The sequence below is a fragment of the Cryobacterium sp. 10C3 genome (assembly GCF_034314285.1).
Classification (GTDB): Bacteria; Actinomycetota; Actinomycetes; order Actinomycetales; family Microbacteriaceae; genus Cryobacterium; species Cryobacterium glucosi.
This window is the reverse complement of sequence record NZ_JAVIWF010000002.1, coordinates 2,195,683-2,217,947: the sequence shown is the minus strand read 5'-3', so window position 1 is coordinate 2,217,947 and position 22,265 is coordinate 2,195,683. Positions and strand designations below refer to the sequence as shown.

Sequence of the window (22,265 nt, the reverse complement as noted above, 5' to 3'; positions counted from 1 at the left end):
CGGGTTTCGGACCTGGGGAAATCCCGGCGCGAGCCGCGCCTGGTGGGGAGGCGCGGCATCCGTGCCCGGGCCGGAGGCCTCGGCTCAGGGGATCAGGATCACCTTGCCGAGGGCGCTGCGCGACTCCGCGAGCTGCATCGCGGCCGCGGCCTCGACGAGCGGGAACCGTGCGGCGATCTGCGGGGTGACGATGCCGCGCTCGACGAGGTCGAGGACCGCGGTGAGGTCCTCCCTGTGGTGCCTGCGATAGGCGGCCGGCGTGACCCGGTGCCCGGCCCAGAAGTCGTAGAACAGGGCGCGGTGGCCGCCCGGCAGGGTGTTCCAGAGGGTGAGCCGGGCGAGCAGCCCGATGAAGAGCGGCAGGAGGGACCCGGTGTCCTTGAGGGCCGAGGCGATGCCGTACGAGACCAGGGTGCCTCCGCGAGCAAGCAGGCTCTTCGAGATCCGGGCGCTCGCGAGGCCGAGGTGGTCGAAGGCGGCGTGGACACCGCTGGGGGCGAGCTCGCGGACGCGGGCGGCGAGGTCCGGGTCCGAGTAGTCGACCGGCTCGACCCCGAGGCCGCGGAGGGCCTCATGGTGCCGGGGAGCGGCCGTTCCTATCACCCGGATTCCCGCGTGGCGGGCGAGCTGCACGAGAATCGTGCCGACTCCGCCGCTCGCCCCGTGCACGAGGATGGTCTGGCCGCTCCCGACACGCGCCTTCCGGTGCAGCATCTGCCAGGCGGTGATCCCGTTGACGATGACAGACTCGATGATCGCCGGATCGAGCCCGGCTGGCACCGGCACGAGGTCGGCGGCGGGCACGAGCGCTTCGCTCGCCCAGCCGCCGGTCTTGGTCGCTGCGGCGACACGCCCGCCGATGAGAGCGGAATCGACGCCCGGGCCGACGGCCTCAACGACGCCGACGAGGTCGTAGCCGGGAACGAACGGGAACGCGGGCTGGCCGGGGTAGCGCCCGCGACGCATCGACTGTTCGGCGAACGAGATGCCGCTCGCCTCGACGCGCACCCGGGCCTGGCCGCGGGACGGTGCCGGCAGCATCCGTCGCCGGATCTGGAAGCCGTCCGGTTCGACCACGCCGGGCATCACGATCTCGGTGGTGAGCGTGGGGGAGGCGTTCGGTGTAGCGGTGGCCGTCGCGGGTGTCATTGCGGGCTGGATGTTGTTCGTCATGGTGTTCTCCTGGTGTTGGTGTTGGTGTTGGTGTTGGTGTCGTGTCGGAAACGGGAAGTGGGTGACTGATCACTCACTGATGGCGAGAATGAACGATGCGAGAGAGACGAATGCTGGGTCGGGCTGCGGCGCCCGATGAGGGGGAGCGCGTCAGGGGTGGCGGATGCCGGCCGTGAGCAGGCGCGCCCACTCGGACGGTATCTCGTCGAGTCCGGTGGTGACGATGAGGTGGCAGAGCTGGCCATAGGCGACGAAGCGCTGCACCGCTTCGTCCGATGCCCCCGAGCGTGAGCGGACCAGGGTCGTGATCGATTCGATGCCCCGCCGGAGCGCCGCACCGATCTCGGGAACGCTGGCGGCGGACTGCGCGTGCACCTGGAGCATCAGGAGCGACCTGTCGGCGATGAGGTCGGCGTATGCGCCGCCCATCGCGGAGAGGATGCCGTCGGGGCTCCGGTCGACGCCGGTGTCCGCCCCGCGGGAAAGGGCGGCCCCCGCACGATCGAAGCATTCGTCCAGTGCGGCGACGAAGAGCGCCTCCTTGTTCGGGAACAGTTTGGAGACGTAGGCGGGGGAGATCCTGGCGTGTTCGGCGATCGCCGCGATCGGCGTGCCGAGGTACCCGGTCCGCGCGAACACCTCGATCGCGCTGTCGATGACGATCGATCGGCGCGCTTCGGCGGTGGACAGGCGAACGGTGGGGGCTGGCATGTGAGTGACTGTACACTCACTCTCGGGGAGTGTGCAAGCAGTTTCCGGAAGCCGACGGCTGTTCACGAGAAATTCGCCGGGCATCCGCTTGTGAGTGAGCGCTCACTCATCTAAGCTGGGGGGATGTCAGCCAAGCCGCCCCGTGCCAAGCCGCTGCCGGTCGAGGACCGGAGGGCGATGCTCATCGAAGCGACCCTTCCGTTGCTGCTCGAGCACGGGAACGCCGTCACGACCCGGCAGATCGCCGACAGGGCCGGTATTGCGGAGGGCACCATTTTCCGGGCCTTCGACAGCAAGGACGACCTGATCGATGCCGTCGTCGCCCGGCAGGTCGACCCCGAACCGTTCCGGCGCCGGCTGCGCGGCATCGACACCACCCTGCCCCTCGAGCAACGCATCACCGCGATCGTCGCCCTGATGCGGGACCGGTTCACGACGGTGTTCAGCCTGATGTCCGTGATCGGCCACCGCGGCCCGCACCCCGGCGACGACTCTCGACGGGAATTCGTCGAGATCATCGCGCGGATCCTCGCGCCGGACCTCGACCGGCTCACGGTGTCCGCCGAGCGTGCGGCCCAGGTCATCCGGATGCTGACCCTGGCCGCGTCGGTCCCTCACGTCCGTAACGGGCCCGAGTTCGACGACGCCGAGATCGCCGCCCTGATCCTGCACGGGATCGACGGATCCCCCGCGCCCGGCCCGACGGCGCCCGGCTCACCACTCGTCGACGCCACCCTTCCGGCCCCCGCGCCGGCCACAGACTCCACCCTGATCCCCGCTTTGCCCTAGGAGAACCGATGCTCTGGAAATTACTCGTGAAGTACTTACGGCCATACTGGCGGCTGTTGACGGCGGTGGTGGTGTTCCAGCTCGCGCAGTCGATCGCTTCGCTGTACCTGCCGACGCTCAACGCCGACATCATCGACCAGGGCGTCGCCACCGGTGACACCGGCTACATCCTCCGCACCGGCGGGCTGATGCTGCTGATCACCCTGGCGCAGATCATCTGTTCGATCATCGCCGTCTACTTCGGCGCGAAGTCGGCTATGGCCCTGGGCCGCGACCTGCGCGGCGCGGTCTTCACCCGGGTCGGTGAGTTCTCCGAGCAGGAGGTGACCAGGTTCGGCGCCGCGTCGCTGATCACCCGCTCCACGAACGACGTGCAGCAGGTGCAGATGCTCGTGCTGATGACCTCGACCCTGATGGTTTCGGCCCCGATCCTTTCCATCGGCGGCGTGATCATGGCCATTCGCCAGGACGTGCAGCTGTCCTGGCTGATCGCCGTGAGCGTTCCGGTCCTCCTCATCGCCGTCGGGCTCATCATCGTGCGGATGATTCCCCTGTTCCGCACGATGCAGGTCAAGATCGACACCGTCAACCGGGTCCTCCGGGAACAGCTCACCGGCATACGGGTCATTCGCGCCTTCGTGCGCGAGGACCGGGAGACGGCCCGCTTCGCGGTCGCCAACGAGGACGTCACCGACGTTGCACTTCGCGCCGGCCGCCTGATGGCGCTGATGTTCCCGATCGTGATGCTCGTGCTGAACGTGTCGAGCGTCGCCGTGATCTGGTTCGGCGCCTTCCGGATCCAGGACGGCTCGATGCAGGTCGGTACCCTGATCGCGTTCCTCAGCTACCTGATGCAGATCCTGATGGCCGTCATGATGGCGACCTTCATGGCCGTGATGATCCCGAGGGCGACCGTCTCCGCCGACCGCATCGGCGAGGTGCTCGCCACCCCGTCGAGCGTGCGCCCGCCGCAGAACCCGGTCAACGCCACCGTCGGCCACGGCGAGCTCGAACTGCTCGACGTGGGCTTCGAATACCCCGGCGCCGCGCAGCCCGTGCTCAGCAACGTGAGCTTCCTCGCCCGTTCCGGCGAGACGACCGCGATCATCGGCAGCACCGGCTCCGGAAAGACCACCCTGATCAACCTGATCCCACGGCTCTTCGACGCGACGAGCGGCACCGTGCTCGTCGACGGCGTCGGTGTGCGCGAGCTCAACCCCGACCTGCTCTGGGGTCACATCGGCCTCGTGCCGCAGAAGCCCTACCTGTTCTCCGGCACCGTGCGCAGCAACCTGCTCTACGGCAAGCCCGACGCGACCGAAGCCGAACTGTGGCAGGCGCTCACGATCGCGCAGGCGAAGGACTTCGTCGAGGAGATGCCAGAAGGCCTCGACGCGCCCATCTCCCAGGGCGGCACCAACGTCTCCGGCGGGCAGCGGCAACGGCTCGCGATCGCGCGGGCCCTGGTCAAACGGCCGGAGATCTACATCTTCGACGACTCCTTCTCCGCGCTCGACCTCGCAACGGATGCCCGGCTCCGGGCGGCGCTCAAGGTCGGCACCGACGGGGCCACGATGATCATCGTCGCCCAGCGGGTATCGACGATCATCGACGCCGACCAGATCCTCGTTCTCGAAGACGGCCGGATCGTCGGACGGGGCACCCACGAGGAGCTCCTCGACACCAACACGACCTACCAGGAAATCGTGTCTTCACAGCTCACAGCGGAGGAAGCAGCATGAGCGAGTCAACCGAACGCCCAGCGGCGGCAGCACCGGCCCGCGGGCCAGGCGGACGCGGTCCCGGCGGCGGCCACGGCCCGATGGGCGGAATGAGCATGCCCGTGGAGAAGGCCATGAACTTCGGCCCCTCCGCCAAGCGCCTGATGGGCAAGCTCCGGCCGGAACGGCTCTGGCTCCTGGTCGTCGTCGTGCTCGCCGTGATCAGCGTCACCTTCTCCGTGATCGGCCCGCGCCTCCTCGGCCAGGGCACCAACCTGATCTTCGCGGGCATCGTCTCGAAGGCGCTCCCGGCCGGGGTCACCCAGGACCAGGTCATCGCGGGCCTCCGCGCCTCCGGCGACACCGGCAAGGCCGACCTGTTGAGCGGCATGACCCTGACCCCGGGCCTCGGCATCGACTTCGCCGCGCTCTCCACTGTTCTGCTCTGGGCGATGATCCTCTACGTGCTGTCCTCGGCGTTCAGCTGGATCCAGGCCTACGTGCTCAACGGCGTCGTACAGCGCACGGTGTTCCGCCTCCGCGCGGAGATCGAAGCGAAGATCAACCGGCTTCCGCTCAAGTACTTCGACACCGTTCAGCGCGGCGAGCTGCTCAGCCGCGTGACCAACGACGTCGACAACGTTTCGCAGAGCCTGCAGCAGTCGATGAGCCAGATCGTCACGTCTTTGCTGACCGTGGTCGGCGTCATCGTGATGATGTTCCTGCTCTCGCCGCTCCTGGCCCTGATCGCCCTCGTCACGATCCCGCTCACCCTCGTGACGACGATGCTGATCGCGAAGCGCTCGCAGAAGCTCTTCGTCGGCCAGTGGACCAACACCGGCGAGCTCAACGGCCAGATCGAGGAGACCTTCACCGGCCACGCCCTCGTCAAGGTGTTCGGACGCCAGAAGGAGGTCGAGGAGCGCTTCGCGGCCAAGAACGAGGAACTCAACGTCGCGAGCTTCGGCGCCCAGTTCATCAGCGGCCTGATCATGCCAGCGATGACGTTCATCGGCAACCTCGTCTACGTCGGCATCGCCGTCGTCGGCGGGCTGCAGGTCGCCTCCGGCGCCATGCAGCTCGGTGACGTGCAGGCCTTCATCCAGTACTCGCGCCAGTTCACCCAGCCGCTCGCGCAGCTCGGGTCGATGGCCAACCTGCTGCAGTCCGGCGTCGCATCCGCTGAGCGCGTCTTCAGCCTGCTCGACGCCGAAGAGCAGAGCGCAGACCCCGAGCCCGCTGAGAGCCCGACGGACAACCACGGCCGGCTCACCTTCGAGGACGTGTCGTTCAGCTACTCGGCAGACCAGCCGCTCATCGAGCACATCAACCTCGTCGCGGAACCGGGCCAGACGGTCGCGATCGTCGGTCCGACCGGGGCGGGCAAGACGACCCTGGTCAACCTGATGATGCGCTTCTACGAGCTGGACTCCGGCCGGATCACCCTCGACGGCATCGACATCGCGAAGATGACCAGGGACGACCTGCGCGGCAGGATGGGCATGGTCCTGCAGGACACCTGGCTGTTCGGCGGCACGATCCGGGAGAACATCGCCTACGGCCGTCCGGACGCTTCGGAGGAGGACATCCAGGCCGCCGCGCGCGCCACCTACGTCGACCGGTTCGTGCACTCGCTGCCGGACGGCTACGACACGGTGCTCGACGACGAGGGCGGCAACGTCAGCGCCGGTGAGAAGCAGTTGCTGACGATCGCACGGGCGTTCCTCGCGAAGCCGAGCGTGCTGATCCTCGACGAGGCGACGAGCTCCGTCGACACCCGCACCGAGGTGCTCGTGCAGAAGGCGATGAGCGCGCTCCGCGCCGACCGCACGAGCTTCGTGATCGCGCACCGGCTCTCCACGATCCGCGACGCCGACCTCATCCTCGTGATGGAGTCCGGCCGGATCGTCGAGCTCGGCACGCACGAGGAACTGCTGCTCGCCGGGGGCGCGTACTTCGCCCTCTACAACTCCCAGTTCGCCGCTCCCGTCACCGACGAGGTCTAGGCAGATGCCCGAAGGACGGTTTCCCCGGTCGGTCTACGGACACGGCCGGGAACCGGACCCCGGTTCAGCCTCGCCAACGAGCGCACCTTCCTCGCCTGGATCCGCACCTCGCTCGCCCTCCTCGCGGTCGGCGTCGCCCTCGAGGTGCTCGAGCTGCCGATCCGGGGGACTTCCGGGTCGCCTCGGCCGTCGTCTTCCTGGTGCTCGGGCTGCTGGCTCCCGTGCACGCGTGGCTGAACTGGAGCCGGATCGAACGCGCCCTCCGCGAGGACCGGCCACTGCCGGCCCCAGCGCTGTCCGGTGTTCTCGCCGTCGGAATCGTCGTGGGCGGGCTGCTGATCTTCGCGGGCTTGTTTCTGTGAAGCGATGCAGCCCCGTGAAGCGGCGCAGTCCTGTGAAGGGGCGCAGCCCTCTGACGGGGCGCAGTCTCGTGAACAGCGGTCAGTTCCGGTGAGCGGATGCCGGCGGGCGGGGTCGTGACGGAGGTACCGGAGGGCGCCGAGCATCCGTTCGATCCCGGACTGCAACCCGAACGGACCCTGCTGGCGTGGCAGCGCACGGTGCTCGCGCTCGCCGTCGCCGTGGCGGCCGGGGTGCGGTTCGCGGCACCGCTCGTGGGGGTCGTGGCCGTGTTCTTCGGCGCGGCCGGGCTCGCGCTCGCCCTTGCCGCGTACATCGGCGTGCGCTACCGCTACCGGCGAGTGCACGCCGAGTTGCGGGACTCCGCAACGCTCGCCTCCCGTGGTGCGTGGCCGTTCGCGGCGCTCGCCGCCGCGACCTGTGCGCTCGGCCTGCTCGCCGTGCTGTGCGTCGTGGGACGGGTCGTCACGGCGTGACGAACGCCGGGGGTTTCTTCGCCGGTGCTGTTATCGCGCGCCGGCCTCGATCTCGCGGGCGCAGTCGATGCAGAGTTCCGCGGCAGGACGGGCCTCGAGCCGTTCGCGGCTGATCAGCTCACCGCGGCGCACGCACAGGCCATAGGTGCCCTCGTGGATCCTGGCGAGCGCACGGTCGATCGCTGCGGACTTCGCGACGAGTTCACTGTGCACGCCCGACATCCGGGACCACTCCATCGTGAGCGTCGGGCCGTCGGGGTCGTGCTCGTCGTCGTCGGTTCCGCTGTTGCGGGCGTCGAGCACCCCGGAGAGGGTCTCGTCCATGCGGCCCTTGGCCAGGAAGGCGTCGTGGCGTTCTTCGAGGAGAAGACGCTCGAAGCGACGGAGTTCTGCGGCGGTGAAGTTGGCGTGGGTGCGCATGGTTGGTCCTTTCGCGCTGAGGCCACCCGTGGAACGGGCAGCCAGAATGTTCTGACGAGAATACGCCCGGCATTCCGGGCTGTCTCGGGGCTTGCGCATTGGTGCACAACGTGCTCGAACCGGCGCCGGGGGAGGGCGGATGGAGTGGCTGATGGAGTGGCGGGGGGAACCGCGACCCCTATGCGATCGTGACGCTGACCTCGTCGAGACCCGTCGCACCGTCGGGGATGACGTCTTGCCTGATATCCGTCTGGACGAGGCCGGCGGCATCCGTCGCCCGGACCCGAAGGGTGTGTGCACCGGCCGTCGCAGGCCAGGACCAGGTCCACTGGCGCCAGGTGTCGGCCGAGATCGCCGTGGCGAGGGTCGCCTCGGCCCAGGCGCCGCCGTCGACCTGCACTTCCACCCTGCGGATGCCGGTGTGCTGGGCCCACGCGACACCCGCGACGGTCACGGTGCCCGCTCCGGCCCTGGCGCCCGAGCGCGGCACGTCGATCCGGGAGGACACCTTGACCGGGCCCCGCTCGGACCAGCCGCGGTCCGTCCAGTACGCGGTGTGCTGGTCGAACCGGGTGACGTTGAGTTCGACGACCCATTTCGTGGCCGAGACGTAGCCGTAGAGGCCGGGCACGACCATCCGCACCGGGTAGCCGTGTTCGAGCGGGAGCGGGACGCCGTTCATGCCGACCGCGAGGATCGCGTTGCGGCCCGTGTCGGTGAGGACCTCGAGCGGGGTGCTCGCGGTCCAGCCGTCCTGGCTGCGGGAGAGCACCATGTCGGCGCCCGCGGTCGGCACGGCACGGGAGAGCAGGTTCCTGATCGGGTATCCGAGCCACGTCGCGTTGCCGAACAGGTCGCCGCCGACCGGGTTCGAAACGCACATCAGCGTTGTCGTGCTCTCTTCGAGGGGCAGGGCGAGCAGGTCGGCGAAGCTCAGTTCGACCTCGTTCTCGACCATTCCGGTGACCTTGAGCCTCCACGTGCTCGGGTCGATCCTGGGCACCTGGAGTGCGGTGTCGATCCGGTAGAAGTCCGCATTGGCGGTGATGAGCGGCGAGATGCCGTCAACGGAGACGGATGCCGCTGGCGGGATCGCGGGCGCCGTGACGGACGGCGCTGGCAGGGTGAAGAGCGCGCGGGCGGCATCCGCTGCCCGGGTGCCGGCGGACACGACCTGGCCGATCACGAGGGCGACCGCGCCGACGGCAGCACTCGCGCCCGTGTATGCGAGGAAGCGGCGACGGTCGACGTCAGCGCCGCCCGGTGCGGTGTGCGCGGGCGCGGGAGCCGTCTCGGCGCGGAGCCGGGTGATCAGCACGGTCAGGAGCACGGCCGCGACGACCATGGCGACGACGGAGGGAAGGGCGTCGAGGGTCGAAGCGCTCGACCTGCTGAGCACCGCGAACACGGCGAGTCCGCCCGCCGCGACCGTGAGCACGCGCCCGACCGGCGGGCGCAGGAGTTCGAGCACCCCGGCGGCCGCGGCGAGCACCGCTGCGCCGAGGGCGAGGGTCACGATCAGCACGGCCTTGTCGTTCGTGCCGAAGAGGGAGATGACGAGTTCCTTGACCCAGCCGGGCACGAGGTCGATCACGAGGGCGCCGACGGCGAGGACCGGACTGCCGGCCGGCGCGAGCAGCGCAGCGGCCAGTTCGGCGGCGCCGAGACCGGCGAGGGCGGCCGCGATCCCGGCGAGGGCCGCGAGCACGGTGGGCCTGCGGGTCCACGTCCGGCGCGCGCGGGAACCAGGGGAGGGCGTGCGCGCGTCGGGGCCGGTCATCCGTTCAGCCTAAGGCGGCCGCACCGGGGCGCGCCCGCGCATTCCTTACGATTCGCTGGTGTTTTCGCCAGAGTCTCCAGCCGTCGCTTGCCCGTCCTCCGCCCCCTCCGCAGGCAACGGCCAGCGCGATAGGGCAGGATCGAAGGATCATGGCAACTCTGAGCGCCCTCCCGTCCGTCACCGATCCCGACGCCCTGTTCGCGGCATTCGAAGAGTGGGCGACGGACCAGGGCCTCTCGCTGTACCCCGCCCAGGAGGAGGCGCTCATCGAGATCGTCTCGGGGGCGAACCTGATCCTGAGCACGCCGACCGGAACCGGGAAGTCCCTCGTCGCGGTCGGAGCGCACTTCGCCGCGCTCTCCGCGGGCAAGCGCAGTTTCTACACCGCGCCGATCAAGGCGCTCGTGAGCGAGAAGTTCTTCTCCCTCGTCGAGATCTTCGGCGCGGAGAACGTCGGGATGATGACGGGGGACTCCTCGGTCAACTCGGACGCCCCGATCATCTGCTGCACGGCCGAGATCCTCGCGAACCTCGCCCTCCGCAGCGGCGAGGACACCCAGGTCGACCAGGTCGTCATGGACGAATTCCACTTCTACGGCGACCCCGACCGCGGCTGGGCCTGGCAGGTGCCGCTCCTCCTGCTGCCCCGGGTGCAGTTCATCCTGATGAGCGCGACCCTCGGGGACGTGACCGAGATCGCCGACGACCTCGCCCGCCGCACCGGCCGGCCGGTCGCGGTCGTCACGGGCGTCGAACGCCCGGTCCCGCTCAACTACTACTACGAGACCACGCCGGTGCACGAGACGGTCGAGGACCTGCTCAAGACCGGCCAGGCGCCCGTCTACATCGTGCACTTCTCCCAGGCCGCCGCCCTCGAACGCGCGCAGGCGCTCTCGAGCGTCAAGGTCGCCACCAAGGAGCAGAAGGAGGCGATCGCTGAGCTGATCGGCGAGTTCCGCTTCACGACGAGCTTCGGCAAGACCCTCTCTCGGCTGATCCGGATGGGCATCGGCGTGCACCACGCCGGCATGCTGCCGAAGTACCGCCGACTCGTCGAGCAGCTCGCCCAGCGCGGCCTGCTCCGGGTGATCTGCGGCACCGACACCCTCGGAGTCGGCATCAACGTGCCGATCCGCACGGTGCTCTTCACCGCCCTGACAAAGTACGACGGCGTCAAGATGCGCCAGCTCAACGCCCGCGAGTTCCACCAGATCGCCGGGCGCGCCGGCCGGGCCGGGTACGACACCGCGGGAACCGTCGTGATCCAGGCCCCCGACCACGAGACCGAGAACCTCAAGGCGATCGAGAAGGCCGGGGACGACCCCAAGAAGAAGCGCAAGATCATCCGCAAGAAGGCGCCGGAGGGCTTCGTGTCCTGGGGCGAGCCCTCGTTCCAGCGCCTCGTCAGCGCAGAGCCGGAGACTCTGCACTCGAGCATGCAGATGACCGCGGCGATGCTGATCAACGTGATCGGCCGCGGCGGCGACGCCTTCGCGCACGTCTACGAGCTCGTGTTCGACAACCACGAGCCGTGGAAGCGCCAGCTCGGGCACGCCCGCCGTGCCCTCGGCATCTACAAGACGCTGCGCGCGGCCGGGATCGTCGAGCAGAGCGCGAGCGGGGACATCCGCCTGACCGTCGACCTGCAGCCGAACTTCGCTCTCAACCAGCCGCTCTCGCCGTTCGCGCTCGCCGCGTTCGACCTGCTCGACCCGGAGTCGCCGACCTACGCGCTCGACATGATGTCGATCGTCGAGGCGACCCTCGACGACCCGCGCCCGGTGCTGATGGGCCAGCAGTTCGCCGCCCGCGGCGAAGCTGTCAACGCGATGAAGCGCGAGGGCATCGAATACGACGAGCGGATGGCGCTGCTCGAGGAGATCACCTGGCCGAAGCCCCTCGAGGAGCTGCTGACCTACACCTTCACGACCTACAAGGAGTCGCAGCCCTGGATCGCGGACTTCGAGCTCAGCCCCAAGACGGTCGTGCGCGACATGTACGAACGGGCGATGTCGTTCGGTGAGTTCATCGCGTTCTACAAGCTCGCTCGCTCAGAGGGCGTCGTGCTGCGCTACCTGTCCGACGCCTACCGGGCCGCCCGGCAGACCATCCCGGACGAGGCCAAGACCGAGGACCTGCTCGACCTGATCGAGTGGCTCGGCGAACTCGTGCGCCAGGTCGACTCGAGCCTCCTCGACGAGTGGGAGGAGCTCATCCACCCCGACCTCGAAGCGCACGAGCAGGGCGCCGTCTCCGTGCTGCCGCCGCCCCCGCGCCGGCTCACCACGAACGTGCGCGCCTTCCGGATCCTCGTGCGCAACGAGCTGTTCCGGCGCGTTCAGCTCGCGGCGCTCGAGAACTACGACGCGCTCGGCGAGCTCGACCGCGAGCACGGCTTCACGGCGGATGCCTGGGGAGACGCCATGGACGGATACTTCGCCGAACACGACGAGGTCCTCACCGGCGCCAACGCGCGCGGGTCCGGCATGCTGATCCTCGACGAGGGCGCAACGGAGTGGACCGTGCGGCAGATCCTCGACGACCCGGCGGGCGATCACGACTGGGGGATCAGCGCGACGATCGATCTCGCCGAATCGGACGACCTCGTCGCCGCGCACGTCCGGGTCACGGCGGTCAATCGGCTCTAAGGTCGGCCCGTGCCTGGTGCAGACCGTACCTGGTGCTTGGAGCGCGGTGGCGGCGGGCGGCGGGTGCCCCGCGGAGTAGCGTGGAAGCATGAGTGCAGCCGACAACATCGCCCGTCCGATCCGATCCGCCGTGATCGGCTTCGGCCTCTCCGGGAGGGTGTTCCACAGCCCGTTCCTCGCCGCGAACCCAGAATTCTCCCTCGACGCGATCGTCACGGGCGACCCCGTGCGGCGCCAGCAGGCTGCAGAGACCTATCCGGGTGTGCGCCTGATGCACACCGTCGACGAGCTCCTCGCCGCAGCGGACGACCTCGACCTCGTCGTGATCGGCTCCCCGCCGGGCAGTCACGTCGCACTCGCCCATGCCGCGCTCGACGCGGGCCTCGCCGTCGTTATCGACAAGCCGTTCGCTCCCACGAGCATCGCAGGCCAGGGGCTCATCGAGAAGGCCAAACGCCTCGGCCTGCTGCTCACCGTGTTCCAGAACCGGCGCTGGGACGGTGACTTCCTGACCCTGAAGGCGCTCATCGCAGAGGGCGCCCTCGGCGAGGTGCGGCACTTCGAGTCGCGGTTCGAGTTCTGGCGCCCGACACCGTCGGCCAAGGCCTGGAAGGCGAGCGCCGGCATCCGTGAGGGCGGCGGGATTCTCTTCGACCTCGGCGCGCACCTCATCGACCAGGCCCTGCAGCTCTTCGGGCCGGTCGACGACATCTACGCAGAGATCGCGACCCGCGTGCCCGGCGGGAACGCCGACGACGACACCTTCGTGTCGCTGCACCACGGTTCCGGGGTGCGATCGCACCTGTGGATGAACGGGACCGCCGCCCAGGTCGGGCCGCGTTTCCACGTGCTCGGCTCTGAATCGGGGTACACGAAGTGGGGCCTCGACGGCCAGGAGGCCACCCTCGCCGCCGGTGCTCTTCCGACGGATGCCGGTTTCGGTATCGAGCACGAGTCGGCCTGGGGCATGCTCGGGCTCGACGGCGCCCAGCACGCGGTGCCCACCGAACCCGGCGACTACGCGGCCTTCTACCGGGGACTCGCCGACGCGCTGCTGCGCGGTGCGCCTGCTCCCGTCGACCCGGAGGACTCGCTGCGCGTGGTCGGGATCATCGAGCGGATCTTCCGCCAGACCCGCTAGCGGCATCCGCTCGCCGGGCGGTCGAACGTCGACGTCGAGCGCTGGTGTTGCGCCGCTCCGCGCGTGGTCGACCACCCGCGCACCGGCGGAACACCCGCGCTCGGTGCGGTGGATGCCCGCTTAAGTAAGCGACCGGCCCCGGCCGGACCGGGCAACCGTGTGCTCGCCCGCGCATCACGTTCTTCCGGTCCGACCGATGCCGGTCGGCTTCAGCGCCCCAACACGTTGGGACTGGTTGTACTCTCGTTCACCGAGATGAACGAGCAGTGTGGATTGACTGAACGAGAGGTGCCGTTTCCCGGCCTCCCGGCGACCGGGTATCGGCGCCGGTTCCACCCTGCCGGACGAAGCTGCCGGGAAGGCGCGTGCGGGCTGTGGAGCGATCCGCGGGGAATCTGATGCGCGTGCGCCGGGAATGGCGTGTGACTAGCGCTTCGTGGTCCAGTCGAGGTTGATGACGTCGTTGATGTAGATGTCCTCGCCGAGGCCGGGCACCGACGGATTCATCCGGAGGAGCTGTTGCACGGGCACGTCGAAGCGCTGCGCGATCGCGAAGAAGTCGTCGCCCTCGACGACCGTGTAGGTCTGGAGTGCGCCGGCGCCGTTTGACGCGGCGGATCCCTCGGCGCCCGCTGTCGCTCCCAGATCGGTCGCAGGCCCCTCCGGAATCGGCGCGACGGGGATTGCAGCGGCGTTCGGGGTTGTCGTGGGTGCCGATCCCTTCGGCGGGTTGGGGATGAGCGGCACCTCCACGGGCGTCGGGGTGGGCGTGGGCGTCGGCGTCGGCGTGGGAGTCGGTGTCTGGGTGACGACGACGGTGGCCGTGACGACCGCAGGCGCCGGAGCCGCCGCGCACCCGGACAGGCCGAGAACGAGGATCCCGGAGACCAGGATCGCGGTGGATGGGCCCGCGGCCCGGAATGAGTGCTGGGACGACCGAATACGCATGAGACCCCCGGAATGCCGTGAACGTGATGAATGCGGCGCGACAGGGGAACGAAAGGGCTGCGCCCGACATCCGTATCGCGTGTGCCTGCCCAGTTTAGGCTGGTCGGGTCAACATTCGATCACGTTGACGGCGAGACCGCCCTCGCTCGTTTCCTTGTACTTCGTCATCATGTCGAGGCCGGTCTGGCGCATGGTCTCGATGACGGTGTCGAGGGAGACGAGGTGGGTGCCGTCGCCGTGCAGGGCGAGGCGGGCAGCGGAGACCGCCGTCGACGACGCGATCGCGTTGCGCTCGATGCACGGCACCTGCACCAGCCCGCCGACCGGATCGCAGGTGAGACCGAGGTGGTGCTCCATCGCGATCTCGGCGGCGTTCTCGACCTGGCGCGGGGTGCCGCCGAGCACCGCGCAGAGCGCGCCGGAGGCCATCGCGCACGCTGATCCGACCTCGGCCTGGCAGCCGCCTTCCGCGCCGGATATGGAGGCGTTGGCCTTCACGAGGGATCCGATCGCGGCCGCCGTGAGCAGGTAGCGGCGGATGCCCTCGGCGTTCGCCCCAGGGACGAACCGCAGGTAGTAGTGCCCGACGGCCGGGATGATTCCCGCCGCACCGTTGGTCGGTGCCGTGACGACGCGGCCTCCGGAGGCGTTCTCCTCGTTGACCGCGAGGGCGAAGGCGTGCAGCCACTCGGTCGAGGTGTCTCGCTCGCGCAGGGGCAGCAGCTCATATTCCTCGAGCTGCATGCGAATGGCGGCGGCACGGCGCTTGACCTTGAGGCCCCCGGGAAGGGTGCCGGCCGTGGCCAATCCGGCCTCGACGCAGACGTGCATCGCGTCCCAGATCGCGTCGAGCCCGGCGTCGAGGGCTTCGGCCCCGTGGATGGACTCCTCGTTCTCGCGGGCGATCGCGGCGATATCGACCCCGCGGGCATCGCAGAGTGCGAGCAGCTCGGCGCTCGAGTCGTAGTCCATCGGCCGGGGAGAGGTCGTCGGCGGAACCATGGGGTCGCCCTCGCGCCGGATGAAGCCGCCTCCGATCGAGTACCAGGTCTCCTCGAACAGGGGAGGGCATCCGTCGCCGACCACGCTTGCAGGGTGAGCGCGTTGGGGTGGCCGGGCAGCCTGGTGCGCGCTTCGAAGCGGATGTCGCCGCGCTCGACCGCGATCGCGTGGCGGCCGTCGAGGAGCAGCGTTGCGCCCTCGTCCAGGTCGGCCCACGATCCGTGGACGGCGGCAGGGTCGCAGGTCTCCGGGTGCAAGCCGGTGAGACCGGCGAGGACGGCGTCGGGGGTGCCGTGGCCGAGGCCCGTCGAGCCGAGCGAACCGTAGAGCGAGCAGCTCACCCGGGTGACCTCGCCGAGCCGGCCGCTTTCGGTGAGGTGGGCGGCGAAGGCGCGGGCGGCCCGCATCGGGCCGACCGTGTGGGAGCTGGAGGGGCCGATCCCGATGGAGAACAGATCGAGGGCCGAGACATACGCGGACATCCGTCCATCGTATGCGCGTCGGCCGCCCGCGTCCGGGGGCGCGCGGTCGCCCTGTCCGGGTGTCGGCTCGCCCGGCCGGTGCTGAGGTGTCGCAGATCGACGTTCCCTGGGCCGGGGAACGTCGATCTGCGACACCTCAGCCGGTCTGTGACGCCGCGCAACTCGCGGGCTGGGCCGGTGCCCGCGCAGGCTGGCAGGATGGGCGCATGAGCCTCGGATCAGTTGTGCACACCGCCCCCGTCGAGCGCGTCGGCACCGTCGTCATCGGCGGCGGTGCCATGGGGTCGGCGACGGCGTGGCAGCTCGCGCGGCGCGGACGGCCCGTGCTCCTCCTCGAGCGCTTCGAGCCGGGCCACAAGAACGGCGCCTCGCACGGCGCATCGCGCAACTTCAACACCGCGTACGCCGATCCCACCTACGTCGGCATGCTCGCGGAGGCCGTGCCGCTCTGGCGCGAGCTCGAGGCCGAGTCGGGGGCCGCGGTCTTCGACCAGGTCGGCGTGGTCAACCATGGGCCGAACCCGGCGTTCGACGCCGTCGCGGATGCGCTCCGCTCAGCGGGGCTCGGAGCCGAGTTCCTCACTCCGGAGGCGGCGGGGGAGCGTTGGCCGGGCATCCGCTTCGACGGCCGGGTGCTGCACAACCCCGACGCCGGGCGCATCAACGCGGATGCTGCGGTGGCGGCACTGCAGGCGGCCGCGGCCGCAGCAGGGGCCGAGGTTCGGAACGGTGTGCGGGTGCTGCGGGTCGACGTGCTCGGGGACGACCGGGTGCGCGTGACGACGGAGACCGGCGTCATCGAAGCGCGACACGTCGTCGTCACGGTCGGCGCGTGGACCTCCGGCCTGCTCACCGGGGTGCTCGCGGTGCCGCGGCTTCGGGTGACCCAGGAGCAGCCGGCGCACTTCGCCCAGCGCGACGCGGCGGCCCAGGACTGGCCCGGCTTCAACCACGCCCGCGACACCACGGACCCGCGGTACGGCTACTGGTACTCCCCGGTCTACGGCATGCGCACCCCGGGAGAGGGGATCAAGGCCGGCTGGCACGGTGTCGGTCCGGTCACCGATCCGGACCGACGCAGCTTCCTGCCCGAGCCCGTGCAGCTCGCGGCCCTGCAGCGCTACGTGCGCGAGTGGTTGCCGGGTGCCGATGCCGACGTCCTCGAGCCGGTCAGCTGCACATACACGACCACGGCAGACGAGGACTTCGTGCTCGACAGGGTCGGACCGGTCACGGTCGGCGCGGGCTTCAGCGGGCACGGGTTCAAGTTCACGCCGACGGTCGGGCGGATCCTCGCGGACCTGGCCACGTATGCCGCGGCCGCGCCGCCCCGCTTCGCCCTGTCCCGGACACCCAACGCTGGCCCCGGCGGCTGGCTCGCCCGCGGCTGATCCGCGCGGCGCCACGTGCGCCGCTGCCCGACCAGCCCGCGCGGCACCCGCGCTCGCGGCACCCGCGCTCGCAGCACCCGCGAGAGTACACTTTGGCCCTCGAACTTGCGGTTTAAAGGGCCAAAAGTGCTACTCGCGGGACCCGAAGCGTGCGACACGTGGTATCGCTGCGGCGCGACCCGACCTGCGCGAACCGCGGCGGTCGACCCGCGACAGGCGACCGGTCAGGCGAGGAGGACGGCGCCGTAGGCGAGGGCGGCGATGAGCGCCCAGGAACCGAGGCCGACCGTTAGGGCACGTCCGCCGGTGCGCACGAGCACCTCGAGCTGCACGGCAGCGCCGAGGCCGAAGAGCGCGGTCGCGAGTAAGTAGGTCTGCAGGGTGTCCGCGACGAGGAGCACACCGTCGGGCAACGGCACGAGGGTGCGCAGCACCACGGCAGCCAGAAAGCCGACGACGAAAAGCGGAACGATCGGGGGATGCCGCGTCGAGGCATCCGCGGACACCGCAGCGAGGGTGCCGGTCCGCAGGGGCATCGCATCCGAGGTCGAGGCTGCCGCGCGGCCGTCTCTGCGGCGTTCCTGCAGGGACACCCCGGCGACGATCGGCGCGAGCATGAGCACCCGGGTGAGCTTGACGACGATCGCCACGGCGAGGGCGGCCGGCCCGGCGACCTGCGCGGTGGCGACGACCTGGCCGACATCGTGCACGCTCGCGCCGACCCACTGGCCGTACTGCAGTGCGTCGAGGCCGAGCGGATGCCACAGGACGGGCAGGACCGCGATCGCGAGGGTACCGCAGAGGGTGACGAGGGCGATCGGTGTGGCGGTGTCGTCGTCGTCCGCGTGCACGACGGCACTCATGGCGCCGATCGCGGACGCGCCGCAGACCGAGAATCCGGTCGCGATCAGCAGGGGCTGCTGCCCGGGCAGGCCGATCCTCCGACCGAACCACAGCGTGCCGAAGAAGGTGAGAACGACGATCGCGATGGTCGTCGCGATCGTCACCCAGCCGAGGCCGAGGATGTCGACGAGGCTGAGCTTGAGGCCGAGCAGCACGATTCCGAGGCGCATGATGCGTTTGGAGGCGACCGAGAGGCCCGGCGCGAGCACTCCGGTGAGTTGCCGGCGCGCAACCGGCAGTTGGCCGGCGACGATTCCGAACACCACGGCGGCCGTGAGAAGCGGGATCCCGGGGACGAGGGCGTGCACGAGCCCGGCAAGGAGTGCGGCGGCGACCGCGACGAGCACGCCCGGCAGCCACATGGATTCGAGCCTACTCCCGCGTCACCGGCGCCCGTCCCTCACGCCGAGCGCTGGCGTTGCGCCGCTCCGCTGGTGGTGCACCACCCGCGCAACGGCAGAACACCCGCGCTCGGCGGAAAGCCGTCAGCGGTGGTGGAAGCGCGCGACCATGGGGCAGTCGAACGGATCGCGGGCGGCGAGGCCGACCGTGTTCAGGTACTCGATGACGATCCCGTACGACTGGAACAGGCCCGTCTCCGTGTACAGGATGTTGTGCGACTGGCAGTATTCCTTGGTGATCTCCTGCGCCTTCCGCAGGTGCGGGCGGGCCATGTTCGGGAACAGGTGGTGCTCGACCTGGTAGTTCAGGCCGCCCATGAAGGTGTCCATGAAGGTGCCGCCGCGGATGTTGCGCGAGGTCAGGACCTGGCGGCGCAGGAAGTCGACCTTGCTGTCGTGGGGGAGTTGCGGCATCCCCTTGTGGTTCGGGGCGAAGGATGCGCCCATGTAGACCCCGAAGACGGCGAGCTGCACGCCGATGAAGGCGAAGGCCATGCCGAGCGGCAGGAAGTAGAAGATCACGGCGACGTAGAGCACGATGCGGGTCGTGAGCATGCTGATCTCGAGCCAGCGCTTGTCGACCTTGCCGCGGCCGAAGACCGTGCGGAAGCCCTGGACGTGAAGGTTGAAGCCCTCGGCCATCAGGAGCGGGAAGAACAGGTAGCCCTGCTTGCGCGTGACGAACGAGCCGAGCCAGGACACCTTCGCGGCGTCCTCCTCGCGGAAGACGATGAAGTCGGGGTCGATGTCGGGGTCTTTGCCGATCACGTTCGGGTTGGCGTGGTGGCGGCTGTGCTTGTTCATCCACCAGGCGTAGCTGATGCCGACGAAGAGGTTCGCGAGGATACGGCCGGCCTTGTCGTTGGCGGGTCCGGACTCGAACACCTGCCGGTGCGAGGCCTCGTGGGCGAGGAACGCGAACTGGGTGAGGATGATGCCGAGCACGCCGGCGATGATCAGCTGGTACCAGCTGTCGCCGAGGAGCACGAAACCGGTGCCGAGACCCGCAGTTGCGAGGATGAGCATGCCGAAGACGAACCAGTAGAACCCGGTCGCGCGCTTCAGGAGGCCCAGGTTGCGCACAGTGTGCAGCAGCGAGGAGTACTCGGTGGTGGGATTCTTCGAGTCGCCACCCCGACGGGTCTTGACGATGCGCACCGTGGGTGCGACGGATGCTTCCGACATGAGGCCTTTGGTTTGGATCTGGACTTCTCAGTCGGTTCTGGAGCAATCACTCGTGGTGCAGATAGAAGTATCCTACGGGCGCACCCCCGGTCCGTGGGTCGGATTCACAACGGTTTCCCAGTCGCTATATGGCCCAAACGGCATATGAAGAGTCCTCAAATCGCCGAAACGGCACGAAACCGCAGGGTCTCCTTCGCCCGGAATTCCGGGGATCCGGGCGCGGCTATCGCCAGCTCGGCAGCCAAATATGCATCTGCCAGAACGAGAACGGGATCTGCATTCCCGTCCAGAGCGGGTAGAAGAAGGCGCTGACCAGCACCGCAGCCACGAGGTAGCCGATCAGCACACGGATGCCGACGGTCCGGTCCGGTTCGCGCGTCACGGCGTCCGCCCCGACCCCGCCGGTGCCCGGCGCGAGTCCGAGCACGAGACCGATCACGAACGTGAGCGCGAGGATCAGGTACGGCTCGAAGGCGATCGAGTAGAACTGGAAGACCGTTCGGCCGGTGTACATCAGCCAGGGCAGGTACCCGGCGACCATGCCCATCAGAATCAGGCCCACCCGCCATTCCCGGTACCGGGCGAGGCGATAGACGAGGTAGAGCACGGCGGCGGTCCCGGCCCACCAGATCAGCGGGTTGGCGATCTCGGTGATCGCCTCTGAGCAGGTCGAGAAGCTGCAGGTGCCCTCACCGGCCGCAGACGACTGGTAATACATGCTCGTCGGGCGCACCATGAACAGCCAGGTCAGCGGGTTCGACTGGTACGGGTGCGGCGTGACGAGGCCGACGTGATAGGTGTATGCGGCGACCTGGTAGTGCCAGAAACTCTGGACGACATGCGGCACCCAGGCGAATGCCCCGGTCCAGGCCGTCTCGGGTGAGTCTGCCCAGGTGCGGTAGAAGCCGCCCGTGGTGACGAACCAGCCCGTCCACGAGCTGAGGAAGGTCACGACCGCGATCGGCACCATCAGCAGGAAGCTGATCGGACCCTGCTTGAGGATGGCACCGCTCGCCCAGAACGGGATGCCGGCCCGCCGGCGGGTGAGGGCGTCCACGACCACGACGTAGACGCCGAAAGCGGCGAGGAAGTACAGGCCGGACCACTTGACGCTCATGGTCAACCCGAAGGCGAGGCCCGCGGCGAGGAGCCACGGCCGGAACCACATCGCGGGCCCCCAGCCGGGCCACTCGCCCGTCTCCGCCCGTTTCGCCATCCAGGCGGCAAGGCGGGTCGCGTGCCACTCCCGGTCGAGCAGGATCGCCCCGAACCCGAGAAGCGCGAAGAACATCACATAGTTGTCGAGCAACGCCACCCGGCTCATCACGATCGCGTTGCCGTCGATCGCGAACAGGAACCCGCCGATGACCGCGAGCAGGGTCGAGCCGAACAGCTTCCTGATGATGAGCATCAGCAGCACGACCGCGAGAATGCCGATCAGGGCCGTCACGATGCGCCAGCCCCAGCTGTTTCCCGGCCCGAATGCGGCCATCCCGAGTGAGATCAGCCACTTCCCGAGCGGCGGATGCACGACGAACGATCCGACGTCGGTGAAGATATTCGCATTGCCGTTTGCGAAGATCTCGTCGGCCTTGTCCGGCCAGGTGGACTCGTAGCCGTTGTTGAAGAGGCTCCAGGCATCCTTGACGTAGAAGGTCTCGTCGAAGACGAGCGCGTGCGGGGAGCCGAGGTTCCAGAGGCGGAGAACGGAGGCCACGACGACCACGAACAGGGGGCCGGCCCACGGGAACCAGCGGCGTATGAGGAGCACGCTGACCATCGTAGTGAGCGGTGGTTATGCGCGGACTGCGAGACTGGGGGAATGATCATCCTCGCTGCCACCCCGATTGGAAACCTCGGCGACGTCTCGCGCCGGCTGGTCGAGGCGCTCACGACCGCCACGGTCATCGCGGCGGAGGACACCCGCGTCACCGTGCACCTGCTCAAGGCCCTCGCGATCGAGAACCGTCCGCAGTTGATCAGCCTGCACGACCACAACGAACGGGTGAAGGCGGCTGAGCTCGTCGAGCTGGCCCGGGACACCGACCTGCTCGTGCTGAGCGACGCCGGCATGCCGACCGTCTCCGACCCCGGCTTCCACCTCGTCGACGCCGCCGTCGCAGCCGGCGTCACGGTCACCGTGCTGCCCGGCCCGTCCGCAGTGCTCACCGCCCTCGCCGTCTCCGGGCTGCCGACCGACCGGTTCACCTTCGAGGGCTTCCTGCCCCGCAAGCACGGCGACCGGATGTCTGCCCTCCGCGAGGTGGCCGACGAACGCCGCACCATGGTCTTCTTCGAGTCGCCGAACCGGCTCGCCGCCTCCCTCATCGACCTCGCCGAGGTGCTCGGCGCCGACCGCCGCGTCGTGGTCTGCCGCGAGCTCACCAAGTTCTTCGAGGAGGTCAAGCGCGGCACCGCCGCCGAACTGGCCGAGTGGGCGGCAGCGGGCGTCAAGGGCGAGATCGCGATCGTCGTCGCCGGGGCCGAGAAGCGCGTGCTCGACCTCGCGACCGGGGTCGCGGAGGTGCTCGCCCAGGTCGCGGCCGGCGCCCGGCTCAAGGAGGCCGCAGCAGACGTGTCCGCGGTGTCCGGCCTCGGCAAGCGCGACCTCTACGAGGCCGCCCTCGCGCAGAAGCCGGGGGCGCGTGGGCCGGCCGCGCCGCAGCATCCGCCCCTGCCGTTCTGACCCGAACCGAGGCGGGACGTAACCCGGCCCGGGGCATCCGTT

The 22,265-nt window shown here is 69.3% G+C and carries 18 protein-coding genes and 1 pseudogene; 10 read left to right on the top strand and 9 right to left on the bottom strand.

The features are described 5' to 3' along the window. Positions 1 to 84: 84 nt before the first annotated feature. Entirely contained in the window at positions 85 to 1,173 is a 1,089-nt protein-coding gene (locus RGU41_RS11445; RefSeq protein ID WP_322136261.1) for a medium chain dehydrogenase/reductase family protein, read from the bottom strand. 150 nt (positions 1,174 to 1,323) lie between these two features. Beyond that, on the bottom strand, positions 1,324 to 1,884 hold the full coding sequence (locus RGU41_RS11440) for a TetR/AcrR family transcriptional regulator (protein ID WP_134558693.1): 561 nt from the start codon (positions 1,882 to 1,884) through the stop codon (positions 1,324 to 1,326). A 123-nt stretch (positions 1,885 to 2,007) separates the two neighbouring features. Between RGU41_RS11440 and RGU41_RS11435 the strand changes: the two genes are divergently transcribed. The 6 genes from RGU41_RS11435 (at position 2,008) to RGU41_RS11410 (ending at position 7,236) form a co-directional block, all read left to right on the top strand. Beyond that, positions 2,008 to 2,673, top strand: a complete 666-nt coding sequence (locus RGU41_RS11435; RefSeq protein ID WP_322136260.1) for a TetR/AcrR family transcriptional regulator — start codon at positions 2,008 to 2,010, stop codon at positions 2,671 to 2,673. An 8-nt stretch (positions 2,674 to 2,681) separates the two neighbouring features. Beyond that, the gene (locus RGU41_RS11430) at positions 2,682 to 4,415 is read left to right on the top strand and encodes an ABC transporter ATP-binding protein (protein ID WP_134448180.1); all 1,734 of its coding nucleotides are present in this window, start codon (positions 2,682 to 2,684) and stop codon (positions 4,413 to 4,415) included. Continuing rightward, on the top strand, positions 4,412 to 6,400 hold the full coding sequence (locus RGU41_RS11425) for an ABC transporter ATP-binding protein (RefSeq protein ID WP_322136259.1): 1,989 nt from the start codon (positions 4,412 to 4,414) through the stop codon (positions 6,398 to 6,400). The genes RGU41_RS11430 and RGU41_RS11425 overlap by 4 nt, the downstream gene beginning before the upstream one ends. Before the next feature lie 99 nt (positions 6,401 to 6,499). Further along, positions 6,500 to 6,637: a hypothetical protein gene (locus tag RGU41_RS11420; protein ID WP_322137344.1), complete on the top strand. Its 138-nt coding sequence runs from the start codon at positions 6,500 to 6,502 to the stop codon at positions 6,635 to 6,637. After that, on the top strand, positions 6,601 to 6,762 hold the full coding sequence (locus tag RGU41_RS11415) for a hypothetical protein (protein ID WP_322136258.1): 162 nt from the start codon (positions 6,601 to 6,603) through the stop codon (positions 6,760 to 6,762). The genes RGU41_RS11420 and RGU41_RS11415 overlap by 37 nt, the downstream gene beginning before the upstream one ends. Before the next feature lie 96 nt (positions 6,763 to 6,858). Beyond that, the gene (locus RGU41_RS11410; protein ID WP_322136257.1) at positions 6,859 to 7,236 is read left to right on the top strand and encodes a DUF202 domain-containing protein; all 378 of its coding nucleotides are present in this window, start codon (positions 6,859 to 6,861) and stop codon (positions 7,234 to 7,236) included. A gap of 30 nt (positions 7,237 to 7,266) precedes the next feature. Here the strand turns inward: RGU41_RS11410 and RGU41_RS11405 are convergent, their stop codons facing one another. Both RGU41_RS11405 and RGU41_RS11400 read right to left on the bottom strand, forming a co-directional pair. Beyond that, on the bottom strand, positions 7,267 to 7,656 hold the full coding sequence (locus RGU41_RS11405; RefSeq protein ID WP_166787332.1) for a TraR/DksA family transcriptional regulator: 390 nt from the start codon (positions 7,654 to 7,656) through the stop codon (positions 7,267 to 7,269). Between the two features lie 178 nt (positions 7,657 to 7,834). Then, on the bottom strand, positions 7,835 to 9,436 hold the full coding sequence (locus RGU41_RS11400; protein ID WP_322136256.1) for a molybdopterin-dependent oxidoreductase: 1,602 nt from the start codon (positions 9,434 to 9,436) through the stop codon (positions 7,835 to 7,837). Positions 9,437 to 9,585: 149 nt separating this feature from the next. Here RGU41_RS11400 and RGU41_RS11395 point away from each other — a divergent pair, with 149 nt between their 5' ends. Further along, the gene (locus RGU41_RS11395; protein ID WP_322136255.1) at positions 9,586 to 12,084 is read left to right on the top strand and encodes a DEAD/DEAH box helicase; all 2,499 of its coding nucleotides are present in this window, start codon (positions 9,586 to 9,588) and stop codon (positions 12,082 to 12,084) included. Positions 12,085 to 12,172: 88 nt separating this feature from the next. Continuing rightward, positions 12,173 to 13,225, top strand: coding sequence for a Gfo/Idh/MocA family oxidoreductase (locus tag RGU41_RS11390; RefSeq protein ID WP_322136254.1), 1,053 nt, complete (start codon positions 12,173 to 12,175; stop codon positions 13,223 to 13,225). A gap of 426 nt (positions 13,226 to 13,651) precedes the next feature. Here RGU41_RS11390 and RGU41_RS11385 read toward each other — a convergent pair whose 3' ends face one another. Further along, positions 13,652 to 14,173 (bottom strand): LysM peptidoglycan-binding domain-containing protein, encoded by a 522-nt coding sequence (locus tag RGU41_RS11385; protein ID WP_174775150.1) that lies wholly within the window; start codon positions 14,171 to 14,173, stop codon positions 13,652 to 13,654. Between the two features lie 108 nt (positions 14,174 to 14,281). Next, positions 14,282 to 15,657 (bottom strand): annotated as a pseudogene (locus tag RGU41_RS11380) (L-serine ammonia-lyase). Positions 15,658 to 15,863: 206 nt separating this feature from the next. Here RGU41_RS11380 and RGU41_RS11370 point away from each other — a divergent pair. Then, positions 15,864 to 17,048, top strand: a complete 1,185-nt coding sequence (locus RGU41_RS11370) for an FAD-dependent oxidoreductase (protein WP_322136252.1) — start codon at positions 15,864 to 15,866, stop codon at positions 17,046 to 17,048. A gap of 224 nt (positions 17,049 to 17,272) precedes the next feature. Here the strand turns inward: RGU41_RS11370 and RGU41_RS11365 are convergent, their stop codons facing one another. The 3 genes from RGU41_RS11365 to RGU41_RS11355 all read right to left on the bottom strand — a co-directional run bounded on the left by RGU41_RS11365 (position 17,273) and on the right by RGU41_RS11355 (position 21,308). Further along, positions 17,273 to 18,313 carry a YeiH family protein gene (locus RGU41_RS11365; protein ID WP_322136251.1) on the bottom strand — a complete coding sequence of 347 codons (1,041 nt, stop codon included), beginning with the start codon at positions 18,311 to 18,313 and terminating at the stop codon, positions 17,273 to 17,275. 123 nt (positions 18,314 to 18,436) lie between these two features. Beyond that, a complete protein-coding gene (locus tag RGU41_RS11360; protein WP_134448201.1) occupies positions 18,437 to 19,537 on the bottom strand; it encodes a fatty acid desaturase family protein in 1,101 nt (366 codons plus the stop codon). A gap of 223 nt (positions 19,538 to 19,760) precedes the next feature. Further along, on the bottom strand, positions 19,761 to 21,308 hold the full coding sequence (locus tag RGU41_RS11355; RefSeq protein ID WP_322136250.1) for a dolichyl-phosphate-mannose--protein mannosyltransferase: 1,548 nt from the start codon (positions 21,306 to 21,308) through the stop codon (positions 19,761 to 19,763). Positions 21,309 to 21,359: 51 nt separating this feature from the next. Here RGU41_RS11355 and rsmI point away from each other — a divergent pair, with 51 nt between their 5' ends. Further along, complete coding sequence (gene rsmI / locus RGU41_RS11350; RefSeq protein ID WP_134448205.1) at positions 21,360 to 22,223, top strand: 16S rRNA (cytidine(1402)-2'-O)-methyltransferase; 864 nt, start codon at positions 21,360 to 21,362, stop codon at positions 22,221 to 22,223. Positions 22,224 to 22,265: the final 42 nt, after the last annotated feature.

Excerpts from the sequence above, each read along its gene's own strand:
- RGU41_RS11370 (WP_322136252.1), top strand. The coding sequence starts at position 15,864 with ATGAGCCTCGGATCAGTTGTGCACACCGCCCCCGTCGAGCGCGTCGGC.
- RGU41_RS11430 (WP_134448180.1), top strand. The coding sequence starts at position 2,682 with ATGCTCTGGAAATTACTCGTGAAGTACTTACGGCCATACTGGCGGCTG.
- RGU41_RS11390 (WP_322136254.1), top strand. The coding sequence starts at position 12,173 with ATGAGTGCAGCCGACAACATCGCCCGTCCGATCCGATCCGCCGTGATC.
- RGU41_RS11395 (WP_322136255.1), top strand. The coding sequence starts at position 9,586 with ATGGCAACTCTGAGCGCCCTCCCGTCCGTCACCGATCCCGACGCCCTG.
- RGU41_RS11365 (WP_322136251.1), bottom strand. The coding sequence starts at position 18,313 with ATGTGGCTGCCGGGCGTGCTCGTCGCGGTCGCCGCCGCACTCCTTGCC.
- RGU41_RS11435 (WP_322136260.1), top strand. The coding sequence starts at position 2,008 with ATGTCAGCCAAGCCGCCCCGTGCCAAGCCGCTGCCGGTCGAGGACCGG.
- RGU41_RS11445 (WP_322136261.1), bottom strand. The coding sequence starts at position 1,173 with ATGACGAACAACATCCAGCCCGCAATGACACCCGCGACGGCCACCGCT.
- RGU41_RS11440 (WP_134558693.1), bottom strand. The coding sequence starts at position 1,884 with ATGCCAGCCCCCACCGTTCGCCTGTCCACCGCCGAAGCGCGCCGATCG.
- RGU41_RS11405 (WP_166787332.1), bottom strand. The coding sequence starts at position 7,656 with ATGCGCACCCACGCCAACTTCACCGCCGCAGAACTCCGTCGCTTCGAG.
- RGU41_RS11385 (WP_174775150.1), bottom strand. The coding sequence starts at position 14,173 with ATGCGTATTCGGTCGTCCCAGCACTCATTCCGGGCCGCGGGCCCATCC.
- RGU41_RS11425 (WP_322136259.1), top strand. The coding sequence starts at position 4,412 with ATGAGCGAGTCAACCGAACGCCCAGCGGCGGCAGCACCGGCCCGCGGG.
- RGU41_RS11410 (WP_322136257.1), top strand. The coding sequence starts at position 6,859 with ATGCCGGCGGGCGGGGTCGTGACGGAGGTACCGGAGGGCGCCGAGCAT.
- RGU41_RS11360 (WP_134448201.1), bottom strand. The coding sequence starts at position 19,537 with ATGTCGGAAGCATCCGTCGCACCCACGGTGCGCATCGTCAAGACCCGT.
- rsmI (WP_134448205.1), top strand. The coding sequence starts at position 21,360 with ATGATCATCCTCGCTGCCACCCCGATTGGAAACCTCGGCGACGTCTCG.
- RGU41_RS11400 (WP_322136256.1), bottom strand. The coding sequence starts at position 9,436 with ATGACCGGCCCCGACGCGCGCACGCCCTCCCCTGGTTCCCGCGCGCGC.